Source organism: Marininema mesophilum, assembly GCF_900106775.1.
GTDB classification, from domain to species: domain Bacteria; phylum Bacillota; class Bacilli; order Thermoactinomycetales; family DSM-45169; genus Marininema; species Marininema mesophilum.
This window is the reverse complement of record NZ_FNNQ01000001.1, coordinates 439,023-453,366: the sequence shown is the minus strand read 5'-3', so window position 1 is coordinate 453,366 and position 14,344 is coordinate 439,023. Positions and strand designations below refer to the sequence as shown.

Annotated in this window: 14 protein-coding genes and 3 pseudogenes; 10 read left to right on the top strand and 7 right to left on the bottom strand. The window is 41.6% G+C overall.

Annotation, left to right across the window (positions count from 1 at the left end):
* Nucleotides 1-308: 308 nt before the first annotated feature.
* The 3 genes from BLV90_RS16095 to BLV90_RS02090 all read right to left on the bottom strand — a co-directional run bounded on the left by BLV90_RS16095 (nucleotide 309) and on the right by BLV90_RS02090 (nucleotide 2,414).
* Nucleotides 309-470, bottom strand: a complete 162-nt coding sequence (locus BLV90_RS16095) for a hypothetical protein (protein WP_177167849.1) — start codon at nucleotides 468-470, stop codon at nucleotides 309-311.
* A gap of 583 nt (nucleotides 471-1,053) precedes the next feature.
* On the bottom strand, nucleotides 1,054-1,848 hold the full coding sequence (locus BLV90_RS02095) for a M12 family metallo-peptidase (RefSeq protein WP_091735363.1): 795 nt from the start codon (nucleotides 1,846-1,848) through the stop codon (nucleotides 1,054-1,056).
* Nucleotides 1,849-2,090: 242 nt separating this feature from the next.
* Complete coding sequence (locus BLV90_RS02090; protein WP_091735360.1) at nucleotides 2,091-2,414, bottom strand: hypothetical protein; 324 nt, start codon at nucleotides 2,412-2,414, stop codon at nucleotides 2,091-2,093.
* A gap of 227 nt (nucleotides 2,415-2,641) precedes the next feature.
* On the opposite strand from BLV90_RS02090, the gene terS reads away from it, so the two are divergent.
* Together terS and BLV90_RS02080 are read left to right on the top strand one after the other, a co-directional pair.
* Complete coding sequence (gene terS, locus BLV90_RS02085; protein WP_091735357.1) at nucleotides 2,642-3,031, top strand: phage terminase small subunit; 390 nt, start codon at nucleotides 2,642-2,644, stop codon at nucleotides 3,029-3,031.
* A gap of 217 nt (nucleotides 3,032-3,248) precedes the next feature.
* Nucleotides 3,249-3,614, top strand: coding sequence for a hypothetical protein (locus BLV90_RS02080; protein WP_091735354.1), 366 nt, complete (start codon nucleotides 3,249-3,251; stop codon nucleotides 3,612-3,614).
* A gap of 147 nt (nucleotides 3,615-3,761) precedes the next feature.
* Here BLV90_RS02080 and BLV90_RS02075 read toward each other — a convergent pair whose 3' ends face one another.
* Entirely contained in the window at nucleotides 3,762-4,241 is a 480-nt protein-coding gene (locus BLV90_RS02075) for a hypothetical protein (RefSeq protein ID WP_091735351.1), read from the bottom strand.
* 200 nt (nucleotides 4,242-4,441) lie between these two features.
* On the opposite strand from BLV90_RS02075, the gene BLV90_RS16460 reads away from it, so the two are divergent.
* The 5 genes and pseudogenes from BLV90_RS16460 to BLV90_RS02055 all read left to right on the top strand — a co-directional run.
* Nucleotides 4,442-4,654, top strand: a complete 213-nt coding sequence (locus tag BLV90_RS16460) for an XkdF-like putative serine protease domain-containing protein (protein ID WP_245726218.1) — start codon at nucleotides 4,442-4,444, stop codon at nucleotides 4,652-4,654.
* Between the two features lie 52 nt (nucleotides 4,655-4,706).
* Nucleotides 4,707-5,291, top strand: a complete 585-nt coding sequence (locus tag BLV90_RS02070; RefSeq protein ID WP_245726212.1) for a hypothetical protein — start codon at nucleotides 4,707-4,709, stop codon at nucleotides 5,289-5,291.
* 153 nt (nucleotides 5,292-5,444) lie between these two features.
* Nucleotides 5,445-5,555 (top strand): annotated as a pseudogene (locus tag BLV90_RS02065) (helix-turn-helix domain-containing protein); the annotation flags it as partial.
* A gap of 351 nt (nucleotides 5,556-5,906) precedes the next feature.
* Nucleotides 5,907-6,359 (top strand): VOC family protein, encoded by a 453-nt coding sequence (locus BLV90_RS02060; protein ID WP_091735347.1) that lies wholly within the window; start codon nucleotides 5,907-5,909, stop codon nucleotides 6,357-6,359.
* 125 nt (nucleotides 6,360-6,484) lie between these two features.
* Nucleotides 6,485-6,736: pseudogene (locus tag BLV90_RS02055) on the top strand (SMI1/KNR4 family protein); the annotation flags it as partial.
* Nucleotides 6,737-6,864: 128 nt separating this feature from the next.
* Here the strand turns inward: BLV90_RS02055 and BLV90_RS02050 are convergent.
* Nucleotides 6,865-7,176 carry a hypothetical protein gene (locus BLV90_RS02050; RefSeq protein WP_143034976.1) on the bottom strand — a complete coding sequence of 104 codons (312 nt, stop codon included), beginning with the start codon at nucleotides 7,174-7,176 and terminating at the stop codon, nucleotides 6,865-6,867.
* 809 nt (nucleotides 7,177-7,985) lie between these two features.
* Between BLV90_RS02050 and BLV90_RS02045 the strand changes: the two genes are divergently transcribed.
* Together BLV90_RS02045 and BLV90_RS02040 are read left to right on the top strand one after the other, a co-directional pair.
* Nucleotides 7,986-8,171, top strand: a complete 186-nt coding sequence (locus BLV90_RS02045) for a hypothetical protein (RefSeq protein WP_091735341.1) — start codon at nucleotides 7,986-7,988, stop codon at nucleotides 8,169-8,171.
* 87 nt (nucleotides 8,172-8,258) lie between these two features.
* Nucleotides 8,259-9,788 (top strand): recombinase family protein, encoded by a 1,530-nt coding sequence (locus tag BLV90_RS02040; RefSeq protein ID WP_091735339.1) that lies wholly within the window; start codon nucleotides 8,259-8,261, stop codon nucleotides 9,786-9,788.
* Nucleotides 9,789-9,816: 28 nt separating this feature from the next.
* On the opposite strand, the pseudogene BLV90_RS02035 reads toward BLV90_RS02040, so the two are convergent.
* Together BLV90_RS02035 and BLV90_RS02030 are read right to left on the bottom strand one after the other, a co-directional pair.
* A pseudogene (locus BLV90_RS02035) lies at nucleotides 9,817-10,467 on the bottom strand (DUF444 family protein); the annotation flags it as partial.
* Nucleotides 10,468-10,509: 42 nt separating this feature from the next.
* Nucleotides 10,510-12,408, bottom strand: coding sequence for a PrkA family serine protein kinase (locus BLV90_RS02030; RefSeq protein ID WP_091735334.1), 1,899 nt, complete (start codon nucleotides 12,406-12,408; stop codon nucleotides 10,510-10,512).
* A gap of 524 nt (nucleotides 12,409-12,932) precedes the next feature.
* Here BLV90_RS02030 and BLV90_RS02025 point away from each other — a divergent pair.
* A complete protein-coding gene (locus BLV90_RS02025) occupies nucleotides 12,933-14,327 on the top strand; it encodes an amidase domain-containing protein (RefSeq protein ID WP_091735331.1) in 1,395 nt (464 codons plus the stop codon).
* Nucleotides 14,328-14,344: the final 17 nt, after the last annotated feature.

Genomic DNA, 14,344 nt, shown 5'->3' with positions numbered 1-14,344 from the left:
TCCTCCTTCTCTATCTAAAATAAATTTAATTGATTATGGCATAGTTTTCAATCTGTAATAAATGGTATTCCAGTAATTTCATTCGTTATATACCATGAAAGGATATATATACTTTTTATAACAAAAAAAGAAGGCCTTGATAAGGCCCCATTAAAATTAGAGAAAAACAATAAATAAAGGGTTAAAAAAATGACAAATAAAAATATACCATTTACAGTGCGCACCATGCAAGTGGTGAAATTTGCAACCTGTTGTGAGGAACATATGCGAAACAACTCAAATAATAAAGCGACCCTCTGGCCGCTTGGTCACCGACTTTCCATCAGTTCGTTGGCCACTTTCCAAATGCGTTTCTGGAGAGCTGGCCGATCTCCCATATGAGCTGCGATATCTAACAGCTCATAGTAGCTAAGAAAGACTGCTTGCTCGAGCTGATCATACAGCTCCCTATAGTCGATTTTATTTTTCAAGTGTACCACCACCTTATCATTGTTCCCATTATACATCGATGAATAAAAGGGGCCATTTTTATGCAAGCTAAAAGGGATCGACCGATCCCAACGTGTTTGCTTGAAAAAGGCCTCCATCCCCTATATATCAAGGATGAGGGCCTTTTTGCATAAAAAATGAATTGGAAATGGATAGGTTACGTAACGTTGTCTGTTGCTCTGTAAAAAGGCTGTAAACCTTGGTATACCTATGTTTATGCCGTTTGTAGGGAGGGGGTTACAAGGTTACGTAGCAATCCGTTATACGCTTACCCACACCAAAACGGGCTGTATGCCCTATACAGTCCGTTAAAGCAATCAAATGAGTTTATTACCTAAGTGGTCCTTTAGAGTGCCACAATAAGTAACTATATGCTATTGGTTAAACAAAGCTTGGGTGCGTTGCTAGCAACGATGACACAAAAAAATGGACTGCAAACTCATGCAGCCGATAAGAGAGAGGAATGATTCATGCTACCCTGACTCGGTAGCCTACCTAATATATGAAATTCCATTACAAATTGCTTTGACACTAACGGAGTACAGAGGTATCATTGCTGTTTCCTTACTTGCTGAGGATGCCTTCCCCATACCAGCCTTTATTTTGCTCCAGTTGGTAATTGTGAGCTGGATCCCAGGTGTCTACATAGTAACTGTACGTATAGTTCATCATACAGACTGGTTGATTTCCACTTGGATCATGTTGTAATCCATAATTATGGGAGATTTCGTGTCTTGCAATATATTGAGAAGTTGTTGAATCGTAGTACCGAATGACACTGTAGCCAATATTATTGATGGGACTCAAGTAGGCAACTCCACCGTATGGGAAACGAGAATCATTGGTAATACCAACGACTAGATCATAGGCAGTGCTGTTGTACCACTTTGGGGGCAAATCGCTAAGTAACACCGGGTCAGTACCAGTGGATTGCCATCTAGCGATTCCAACGATTTCAAAATCGATTTGATGGTCACGGATATAAGCATCATCAGATCCTTCTACCACATCGATAGCTCGTTGTTGCCAATCCGAATATTTTGAACGAAACTCTTCATCCCCCACGATAAGAACTTTGACAGTTTGCTCTATTGCCATATCATTCGACCTATTTTTACTTTTCTTTATTTTTAGGGATCCTTCAGATCTACCGTTACTATTAAGTAGTTTGACAGTAGAGTTTTTTTCAACGACCGATTTATTATTCCTTTGTTTTAATCCTTTATCAAAGGCCTCTTTTTTGTCAGTCACAATGGTAGGTTTAGGCAAACTGTTTTTTTGAGAATGGACCATTTGTACTTGAGATAACCCAAAGAAAAGGAGAGCGCATAGCGACAACGCGATGACCTTACTTTTCATTCATATATGCTCCTTTATTGTTTTCCAGTGTAAGCTGGCTAAGAGTATATAAAATATAAGCAACTTCGATATACTAGTAATATATGAACATATTGGGGAGGACGTCCGGGCTATTTAAACGTTATCCTCACACAAAAACGGGACTGCATAGAGTTTGCAGTCCCGTTTTCGAGAATATATGTGGCTACCGGACACCTTATTCTTTACACCCTACACGTTGCTCAGAATCTACGTATGTTCGTTTAGCAATAATAGTTAATTTCAGTAATGATTTCATTCGCCGTCCTTTTAGCGTCTCCCCACCAATTTTGGGATTCATATTCAAGTCGATCCCGAACTACGTAAGGATAGTCGGACGGTTCTGTGATTCCCGCTGAGTAAAGTAGATCTTTTGCATCTTGGACTGAATTGGAACATTTACCCCATTTACTCTTAGCGACTAGGGGTGATTTCGTCATATGATCATTGGTAGGCGTACTGGCCTCACTCACTCCGCTCCCTAGTAGCGAAAAGCCAAGTAACAACGTGAAAACCATAGTGATCTTTCGAAAGTTCAACCCACTCATGTTATTGCCTCCTCATGGCCTTTTTATCTTACAAACTCAGTATATTACTTATATAAAAAGAAAAAAAGAAGGAATTTCATCCTTTATTATTCATAAAATAAATGGATAAAGAATTTTATTTTATGAATGTAGAATAATTTTTATAAATGAAACGACTACCCTAAGAGTAGTGGGTCATCTTAATCAACCGGGGCACATGAAGATAATAAGTGGTGAGGTGGTGAATCATGGCCAGGGCACGTAGCCCGAATAGAGACAAAGCCTTTGAGATATGGAAAGAGCATGATGGAGAGATTACTAACCGGAAGATTGCAGAGATGGTTGCAGAGAAAGAAAAGACCATCAGTGCGTGGAAATCCCGCGATAAATGGAATGTAGTACTACAATCGGATGAATGTAGTACTACAAAACGAAAACGGGGTGCGCCCAAAGGGAACCAAAATGCTAAGGGGCACGGAGTACCAAAGAGAAATAGAAATGCTGTTGGCAACCGTGGTGGCAGGCCAGCCTCGGGTAATCAGAATGCCCGCAAACATGGACTATTCGCTAAATATGTTCCGCTTGAGGTGTTAGAAATCATGGATGCCCTGAATCAAGAAGATCCACGGTTAAATTAGAACGGCAGATTGCTCTTCTAGAGGCACAGATCATTCGTGCCCAGTCCATTATGAATGTCACAGAAATCGATAGCCTCGGCTAGGCACTCCTTTTGATATCAACACCTTCACCGGAGAAATCGGCGAATTAGGGACCATACCTGAAGAAGAACGAGGCAATGAGGTGTTGTTCATCAGCAACCACTCCCCGTAGTCGGATTACTACGGTACTCCTGATGTGGTTCCCGCCCTTGGCGCAATCCTAGGGGATAAACAGCGCGAAGAATATAACATCGACTTCTTTGAGAACTTCGGTGTCCCGGCCTATGCCGTAACAGTGACGGGGACAGAGCTGGATGATGAGGTCGTTCAGCAGATCAAACAGTATTTCCAGAAGGATCTTAAGGAGCATCGACATTCTACCTTGGTGCTCACCGCTCAAAAAGACATCACGGACCCCGAGGCACAGGATATTTCCTTTAACTGGCCAAGAGATAAGGCAGATCACCGGAAACTCCATGGCCAGGTAATCCGGCGAGGAGAGCGATTCTCGAACGGACTTCGGTATCCAAGAGATCGCGAATCCACTCCGATTAAAGAATAGATTCAATGTCGGTGTACCATCGTGCCCTGGATTCCACCCAGGGGGTTGTTAGTAGCCAGCACGCCCTTTACCCCATGAAATAGAAAAAAGCGTCCAAAACGGACGCTAATCCCTAAGCCTCACTATTGAGAGTAAGGTCTTTTTTAATTACGAGACTTCTACTTTTTTAAGAAATTTCATATTGCCGTTCTTATCCACTTCAATATCATAGACGAACTTACGGTGTACTTCTTTCCCATTAAGCGTTCCATCGAATGTTCCATACATTGTGTGAATGCCTGGAGATGGCTTGAAGTTTTCAGGAGCGGTAAAAGACACGCCTTCACCGTTATCGGTCACGTTTTTCGAGTCTACATATAGAGGTTCTTTTCGAGGTTTATTGTCAAAAAAGACAACTCCATAGGTTCCTTCTGCCTTATATTCTTTCCGTAAGAAAAAGAGGCTGAAATCTTTTTTGCCTTCGGCATCTCCTGCAAGTTCAATCTCATCTTTTCCTAGGGATTTTCCTACGGAACTGTTATCTTTTCCGACAAGCTCGTTTCCACTTGCGAAGGCTCCTGGAGTAGCAAGGGTGAAAAAGAGCGCAAAGGCCACCATAAAGGGTAAAAAACGACGAACATGTTGCATGATCATTCACTCCTTAAATATTAATAAGGACCTATTGTAACAAATAAATATAAAATACACAAATCAATTTAGTATTAAAAATAACATATTACATTTAGAGACTATTTTTAATCATTAATCGGTTACTTTTCCTATTATTTAATCAAATTGTGCTTCGTGATACAATTTTTGGTTCTATTCCCTGAAAGAAGGTGAACCGAATGACAGAATTAACGGCCCCTATCATCGAAGGGGCCACAAAGTCGAACGAACAGCGAGTGGTTACCGGGCCTGTGCTCATTCCGGGTGAGCCAGACTTAGACGGTGATATGGTAGACGCAGCCACCATTGAACGCGTAGCCGATGGCTTGATAGAAAGTTACGGCAACATTGACTTACAGCATTCTTTGAAGAACGTCGGCAAGGTGGTTTGATCATGGATCAAGCCACCCAGTTCAAGGGATACGAAGTACCTGCTGGCCCTGGATGATGTCGGTCAAGGTGACTGATGATGCGGCTTGGGGAGCGGTGAAGAAGGGGAAGTTAACCGGGTTTTCCATCATGGGTCTGCGCGAACCGGTATTAAAATCGGCTCAAGGGAAGCTCTTAGACGATCCCGATAAAGCCGCTGCCACATTAAAAGGGGCCATCAAGCGAACAACGCTCGCCGATTTGGGAGATGATTGGTACGTAAATGCGGTCTCTCTAGTCGATGAACCTTGCGTGCCGAAAGCCAAGTTCATAGCGATTAAGTCGAAGGAGACCGCCAATGAGGGCGGTTTTTTTGCGAAGTTATTGAGCGCGATGAAGGAAGAGGTAGCCAACCTGGAAGGAGAGCCACAATCAACAGAAAAGAGCAAAGGAGATGATGAGATGACGGAAGAGGAGATCAAAGCCATTGTTAAATCCGTCCTTGCTGAGGCAGAGGCAGAACAAGAGCCTGAGAAGCCAGAAGAAAAGACAACCGAGGAAATCCCCGCCGCTGAAAAAGCAGTGGTAGCTCACAGACTTTTGAACAATGCTCCGCAGCGGATGCAGGGTATGATGAAGAACGTATCTAAGAAGAGATAAAGATACCGAGAAGAATTGGGTAATGTTTATTATAGATACGAGCGGGAAAACCCAGCCCTTCAGGGTTGGGATGAAAGCAAGCGTCAGACGAGATCTTCCCTCTCGCAAGGCTGACAATCCCCGTATATAATTAGATAAAGGGGAGGTAAACCCATGCACAAAGCGTTTAAATTTCGCTTGTATCCAACAAAGGAACAAACCATTCTCATCCATAAATCCATGGGATGTAGTCGTTTCACATTTAATCACTTTCTAGCCAGATTTATTGGATACATCGAGTGGCATATAACTCGGTTCTATACCGAATATCTGATCCGGGAGGTGGTGATTATGATTTGGAAAATGAAGGAGAAGGCCTGCCAAGCTGGACATTAATCGAGAGGACACATAGAAATAAGAATGGAAATGAACAGGAGGTTAGTACTGAACGGATTCTAGCAGAAATGCATTCTATTTTTCCTTACCGTCATCCTGAGATGTGAGTTGCAAAATTCTGGTTACTTAACAATAGGGGAGATTAAGAATGAAACAAATGATATTGGGTTATCGTCTTGAAAATGGGCTTAGCGTTGTAAATCTGCATTTTCCTGACGATACCCATAAGGAGATAAAACTATGGCAAAAAACAAATTACTAAGAATGGACAATGTCGGCATCGTTGTAGAATCCCTTGATGACGCAATCTCTTTCTTCGAGGAGATTGGCTTGAACCTCGAAGGGCGAGCCACTGTCGAAGGTGAATGGGCTGGTCGCGTAACCGGATTGGGTTCTCAGTGCGTAGAAATTGCTATGATGGTTACCCCAGATGGCCACAGCCGACTTGAACTTTCGAGATTTCTCACCCCACCTACTATATCAGATCACCGGACTACACCTGTAAACGCCCTCGGTTATCTACGCGTCATGTTCACCGTTGAAGACATTGACGAAATGGTATCCAGACTCACTAAGTATGGTGCTCAGCTCGTTGGCGAAGTGGTTCAGTACGAGGACTCGTATCGGCTCTGCTACATTCGTGGAACCGAAGGACTTCTAATTGGTTTGGCGGAACAACTCGGTAACAAATAAGTAAGTGACGTTTTATTTTTTCAAAATCCAAGTCCACGTAACAACAATGGAGCTATGTTAGAGCCTGATATTATTGACTTTGACAGTAGCGAAGAAATTTTGAAACTTTAGTAGATTTCCTCCCTAATAAAGTTGTTGGTGGAATTGTAGAAGTGACGCAAATTTTTCGGCAAAATCATGGTCTTCCTAATAAAGTAATCCCTGTTGCAGTTGATCCTGGAGGTAATTATTTTTGTTTTGACTTTCGTATCTCAGAAACCCACCCTTCTATTGTTTTCTTTGATCACGAAATTGACGCTTTGGATAAGAGTAATCTCACGTACGTTCGACCTAATATTACGGAGCTATTAAAAGATTTGCGTTATCTAGAGGACTGATTAGGGAAACTCGAAAAAGGTTAAATAATAACCGGGGCAAAGGCACCCCCGAGTATATTTGATATGGATACAAACCTCCTTTTGCATAATAAAAACGCCCTACATGAGCGCTCCTATTTAAAACTATGTTATCTCCTTTGTACCGCTTTACAAAGTATACGCTGACCTGGTTTTATCTTCAAAAGGATTAATTTTTTTGCTGTCCTACGACCTGATTTAGGATGTATGCACAGGGCAGCCCCCTGTTTACAACCTCTCGCAGATTTTCCAATAACTATTACGAGGGTATTTGGTGGTACTGGAATAACTCGAAGCCGTTTGTTTTCAATTGTAGGAGAAGGAGGAGCACCACCATTAAAAATTTCTACATCACCTCTCCTTAGATCAGCTACATCTACAGGATCACCATTCACAGGATTATAAATCACTCTCACAACCATCATTGAACACCTCCCTTAGAATAGCGTACTTACTTTGTATGCTCCTTCATGAATGTTGATTGTACGAATATCCATCAGATTAGCCCTTTTTATAGATAAAATATAAAATAAATTACAATCCTATTGGTTTATTTAAGAATGAATATCTCTGTCTCGTCCCTTAGCTAGATCGACTACTCCTGCTAGTGCATCCGGTAAGTCATCGTATGGACTCGTAGTTTTGAGGACTTTATCGAAAAGTTGACCCAAGAGTAGGATTTCTTCTCGGGAGGAAAAAATCGATAATGAGTCGATTTTGGTTCGTTAATATCCAGTCGGAAAAAGTGTGGAAAAAATTACGCCTTCAGTGGATATACTAATAGTACAGGTTGCATTAAGAGTGTAGAAAAGAGGTATCTGACATCAGTCGGGTATCTCTTTTAGTTATTGGAGCTTTGCTGAGAGTCATTTAATTAATTAAATTTCAACTTATTATTAAGTATCCAGTATCAGCAGCGTAAATCAAGTTGTTTAATTACACGAATGTGGTTTTTGACATCACATATCTGTGAAGCAATACAATCAAAAGGGAAGGTTTTGAGGGTGGTCCCTATGAACGCACAGCTAAATCGCTGGCTACCCAAGAGGTCGAAAAAGAAAGAAGTCTAATTTTCGAAAATATACTGGTAAAAGTACAGAGATTTTCAAAAGAAAGATACACCCGACTAAATTAAAGTCGGGTGTTTTTTAGTGTTTGTCCAACTCATGATACAAGCTGGCATTTGAATATATTTAAAACATAATTATTTAGTAGATAGAGGTGGGTTGATTTGAAAAATAGAGAGCTGGAATTTGTAATAATTCCTGGTGAAGAGGACTTAAATCAAATCATTAAGAAACCTATCGTTGATCATGTGAATAGAGAAATGGGCAGAGAAGTTCTGAAAGTAATCTGTCCTATTGAAAATTCAATTTACCCGGTATATAAGGAAAGTACTAAAGCGAAACAAGCTTAAGGACAGATACCAATAAGTTTTTTAAAATAGCTATAATAGGAAATTAGGGATTGTGTACAATTGTAATAATCAAAGGAGGGGCTGTCTTTGTCTAGCGAAAATAATCTATGTGCTGTATATGCTCGAGTCTCTTTGGATAGGCAGTCCGAATCGGTAGAGCATCAAGTAACGCTTCTCAGAGAACTTGCTAAGTCTAGGGAACTAGGTAAAATACCTGATGAGTTTATATATCAAGACACTGGAGTTTCTGCAACTAAACATTCACTTTGGAGTAGACCTGCAATGAAGCAACTGATGAATGATGCTGATTTAGGAAAATTCCAAGTAGTATTGTTTAAAGGTATCTCAAGGTTTGCGCGCAACACACAGGAAGCTTTGGATGCGTTAGATAGGCTTCGTTCAAAGGGTTTGCGGGTGATCAGCTACGAAGAAAACTACGATTCCGCTAAGGATAGTGGAAATTTTACTTTTACGATTCATTCAGCAGTCGCTGAATATGAAGCAGAGAAAATAGCGATACGTGTTAGACTGGGGAATAAAGAGAAGGCAAGAAAAGGGTTGTGGATGGGAATCCCCCCCTTTGGATACGATCTAAAAGATCGTCGGTTAATAATAAATAAAACTGAAGCAGAAATAGTAAGAAAAATATTTGATCTTTACATAAATGAAGGTTATGGGAGTTTTAAAATAGCAGAGTACCTTAATAAACAGCATTGCTATCCAAGGTCCGGAAAGAAATGGTCGAGGGGAACTATAGTATATATCTTGAAGAGAGAAGCTTATAAAGGGTGGATTGTATATAATCGGAAAACTCAAAAACGAATCCGTGATTATGACAGTGATATACAGGGAAAGAAAAAGTGGGTACGGAAACTAAATCCACCTGAAGATTGGATTGTGGTCAAGGATGCCCATGATCAAATTATCGATAATGAGATGTTTGCACGTGCACAAGAGATTATACACAGCAGAAAGTTGAAGGATACCGCTCCAAATGTCTACCACCCCTTAACAGGTTTATTATTTTGCAAGGCCTGTGGAGAAGGTATGGTTTGTCAAAAACGCACTTTTAGTAATAAAGAATATAGATATTATATTTGTAAAACATATCATAAATATGGACGTTCATATTGCAAACAAGCAAATGTGAACGCTGAAAAAATAGAGGATGGAGTCGCCCTGCATCTAGAAAAACTTATTAGAGAGAAGTACAATCACTTAAAGGCAATGGAAGGCATAGAAAAGACAGAAACAGATATAAGGGGGCTCGAGAAAAAGATTAAGGACATTGATTTTAGAACTGAACGACTAAATAAAGATAATGCAGACTTATATTTCGAAAGAGAGAACATGAATATAGAGCAATACCGTTATTTATCTCAAAGAATAAAGGAAGAAATGGACAAGCTGCTTGAAAAGAAAAAAGCCCTTGATTCTGAAAGGGCATCGATTCAAAATGATGATGATATGAATAAAGAGATACTTGATCACATTGAAAAATTTTTTAAAACAGACAGGTCGGATACGCCTAATTTTCGGCGTTTTCTTCATTATTTCATAGAACGTGTTGATATTGAGGAAGAAAAAACTTATATTCAAACAAGATTTAATTTTTGAGTATGTTAGTTAATTAAGGGTGTTGCGGGGATCCCGAGGTATCCATCATGGCGATGACTACAGCGCTGGAGTGAGGAGTAACGATATCTTCCCAGGTTTTGAAGCGAAGGTCTTCTTCGAGAATGGGACCAAAGCCCTTTTTTCCTTTTATTGCGTTGCGCTTTAGAGCATTGAGGAGCGTTCGTTTTTTATCGATGTTGCCCATGAGCCCTTTTTTGCGAACGTCATTGAAGCGGACGTCATGGGTAGTAATTTCGATCTCTTCCTTACGTTGTAGGTTGGGGAGCTCCATTTCCGAGAAAAGAAGGTTTTCCAATTCATCGACGGAGATTTCAGCCTCGTAATAGTCTTGACCAGGGGAATTACCCGCGCCCTGACCTTTGCCCTTCTCCCCAGGTTCCCGACCGAGGACGTCGCCCACTTGGCTTTTACCGTCACCTTGCCCTACATGTTTCCCTTTGTTGTAATTATAGCGGAAGTGATACTCATCCATGGAGCGAATAGGGATCTTTACTACTTGTTCACCGTCAGAGAGGATGATACTTTCTTCTGAGATCAGGTCGGCCATATTTTTTTTAATGGCTTCTTTTACTTTCTCTTGATGGCGTAGCTGATCTTGATGCCCTTTACGGTGCAGGGACCAGTCTTCCTGGGAGACAATGAACAGAGGGTTCTTTATAAAGGGTCACCTCCCATCTCTGTGCCAGGCCGTGTGCTTAAGCTAGCGATTGAGAAGGCTTCCTACATAACGAAGTAATTCATTAGCACTCGCAGTGGTATACGCATATTTGTCCACTAACGTGGCGATTACTTCATTGATTTTTTTCAACTGGCTTTCATCCGGTGTTTTCGAGGAGGTTGTAATTTTAACGACGTCTTTAAGGTCGGCAAACAGCTTTTTCTGGATCGCTTCGCGGAGGCGATCATGACTGTTGTAATCAAATTTTTTCCCTTTACGAGCATAGGCGGAGATACGGATTAATATCTCCTCCCGAAATGCTTTTTTGGCGTTTTCCGAAATGCCGATCTGTTCCTCTATGGAACGCATCAACTTTTCGTCGGGCTCAAGTTCCTCGCCAGTCAATGGATCACGGATCTTCATCCAATTACAATAGGCTTCCACGTTATCAAGGTAGTTGTCCATTAGGGTCTTAGCCGATTCTTCGTAGGAGTATACAAAGGCTTTTTGTACCTCTTTTTTGGCGAGTTCGTCGTATTCTTTGCGCGAAATTGAAATAAAATTCAGACAACGTTCCCGTTCTCCAGTGGAAATAGAGGGGTGTTGATCGAGGCCATCTTTGATTGCACGTAGGATATCGAGGGCATTGATATAATTAGCTTCGGTACGGATGAGTGCACTGGAGATGCGGTTAATCACGTAGCGAGGGTCGATACCTGACATGCCTTCATCGAGATGCTCATTGTGTAGTTCATCAACATCGGTATCTTTATATCCTTCCACGGTTTCACCGTCGTAGAGCCGCATTTTTTTAACAAGATCCATTCCTTGCTTTTTTGAATCCTTAAGGCGAGTGAGAATACTGAAAGTGGCTGCAGCTTTTAGTGCATGAGGTGCGATGTGAATGTGACTGAGGTCACTCTGGCGAATTAGTTTTTCGTAAATTTTTTCCTCTTCGGAGACCTTTAAATTGTAGGGAACAGGCATGACGATGATGCGGGAGTGAAGGGCTTCATTCTTCTTATTACTGATGAATGATTTGTACTCTGCTTCATTGGTGTGAGCAATAATGAGTTCATCTGCACTAATTAAAGCGAAACGTCCCGCTTTAAAATTGCCCTCTTGTGTGAGAGAAAGAAGGTTCCAAAGGAATTTCTCGTCACATTTGAGCATTTCTTGGAACTCCATAATTCCACGATTGGCTTTATTAAGCTCACCATCGAATCGATAAGCACGAGGATCTGACTCTGAACCATATTCGGTAATGGTGGCAAAGTCGATGCTTCCCGTTAGATCTGCGATGTCCTGGGATTTTGGATCTGAAGGGCTGAAGGTACCAATCCCTGTTCGATCATCCTCGGAGAAGAGTACGCGTTCAACCACCATATCTTCGATTCGACCATCATAATCTTCTTTTAATCGCATACGACAGGAAGGACATAGGTTGCCTTCGATGCGTACACCAAGCTCTTTCTCTACCTCAGGGCGCATGGAATGAGGGATTAGATGTAAGGGTTCCTCATGCATTGGACAGCCTTTGATGGCGTAAACCGCCCCAGCATCCGTGCGGGAGTACGCTTCCATACCGCGCTTCAACATGGTGACGATGGTTGATTTACCTCCAGAAACGGGCCCCATTAGGAGTAAAATACGCTTGCGTACATCCAACCTGCGAGCGGATGAGTGGAAATACTCCTCCACCAATCGTTCGATCGGTCGTTCTAACCCAAAGAGCTCTCGGCTGAAAAACAGATAGTTCTTGTTACCCTGGTCATCCTTTTCGACGCCGGATTTTTTGATCATATTGTAAACCCTCGAATGAGCGGTCTGCGCTAATTCTGGATTCCGCTGGACCATTTCGAGATATTCGACAAAAGGACCTTCCCACGCCAGTTGCTCTTCTCGTTGCCTTTGCTCGGCGATGCGTTTCAGGATGTCCATAAGAGCCTCCTCTCAGCTCCCGTTTGCTGATCACTCTCGAATTGATTACCCCCATGGTTATTCACGGTAGCCAGACTGCATGAACCTTTTAAAGTTAATAAAGCGTACCAGTCATTTCTAGCACATCCCTAAAAAGAGAATGCTGTTTGGGGTGCTATATATTTATGCGAATCGTCGGACAATGTTTCTCTTTGAAAGCCCTTGACAACCAGAAAAAGGCCTGTGTCGGGAAAGGGCTCTGCTTAATGAATTACTAGAAAACGGATCTGATTCAGCGGGATGTCGTGACGTTTTTCCTGTACATTTGGAGGACTGTTCGGTGGTAATAAGGTGGGGAGGGATTGTAGCCAAGAAAATAAATAATCATTAAATGAAAGGTTTCTTTAAATATACATTATAAGAAATAATAGGGTTTTTGCTAATATAGTCTAAATAGTCTATTGACCCGAATGAACGATGCGACTATGATGGAGTCGAGGTTGGAATAATTTTGCGTGAACAGAAGAGACAAAGGGGATAGGGAATTGAACAGGAGAAAAAAATCGGGGTTACCCAAGAACAAGAAGCTCCTGATTGGTGCTTCAGTAGCCGCAATTGTCTTAATTGGCTCGGGCGTTTATGCTACCATGACCAATGCGGGTGATGATCAAGCTGCTAGCAGCAAAGTACGTGAAAAGAAACAGGTAACAGCAAAAGCGCCAGATGATGCAAAAACGCCAGATGATGCAAGAGCTCCTGAGGAGTACAAAGATGTATCTGGTGAGAATATGGTGAAGCCCGGTAAGAAGTATTATGATGAGAGCTCCAAAACACCAGATCAAGTGAAACGTGAACAACCGAAAGCAGTTAATGTAGTAAAGAAAGTGACCGGGAGTACCCCAGACCTAAAAACTCAATCTGGCCGGGATAAAGTGCGTGAGGCGATTACCGATGTTGATAAACTAAATTCCACAGATCAAAAAAGTGTAAAAAAACTCCTCGTTGAAGTTTCTAAAATTGAGAATAAAAAGATTAATGCACGTATTCAAGGACTTGTAGCTAAAGGGAAGAAAGGTACGTTAACTTCTGCAGAGAAAGCAGAACTGAGTAGCCTTCTCCCAGAAAAAAATCCGGGACAACCGATTAAACCTGAGCCGGTAAAAACAACCCCTAAGAAGGAAACAAAAAAGCCGGATCAAGCTCCAAGTACACCTACAGATAAGAACGCTCAGGCAGGTATTACTCCCTCAAATGATTCAGAAACTCAAAACAGGAAACAAACCGATACCAACCAACCTGGGGATAACGAGCAAAACCAGAATCCTCAACAACCGGATACCATACAACCCAATCCAGGGCAGCAGGAACCTAATAACCCACAAACGCAAAAACCAACACCACCGAATCAAAACAAGCCTCAACAGAAACCTCGTATCGAAAGCAACGGCTACAATCGTACGAAAGCAGTTGAGTACGCATATAAATGGTGGAACAAACGCAACAATGCTAAATATGGTTACTACAGCAAGGCCAATGGCGGGTGCTACGATTGCTGGCTTGACTGCACCAACTTTATTTCCCAGGTACTTAAAGAAGGCGGATTCAAAGAGAAAAAAGGTCGCTATGACCGGTACGATTACTGGTACTATAGCGATAAGAAACCTGCCCTCACCTGGGGTGTAGCCCATAGCTTCTATAAGCATATGAAACACGTTCGCAAAGCTTCACAAGCAACAAAACCATCCCAACTAAAGGTTGGCGACGTTCTTAATGCGGACTTTGAAAAGGATGGCAAGATTGATCATACTGTCGTGATCTCAAAGATTAAGGACGGTATCATATACGCCACTTATCACACCAGTGATAATAAAGATAAGCCGATCAATGACTGGTTCGAATTGTATAATGTTTACGGTTGGAAAATGGATACTGCAAAATAATTAACGACTATACAAAA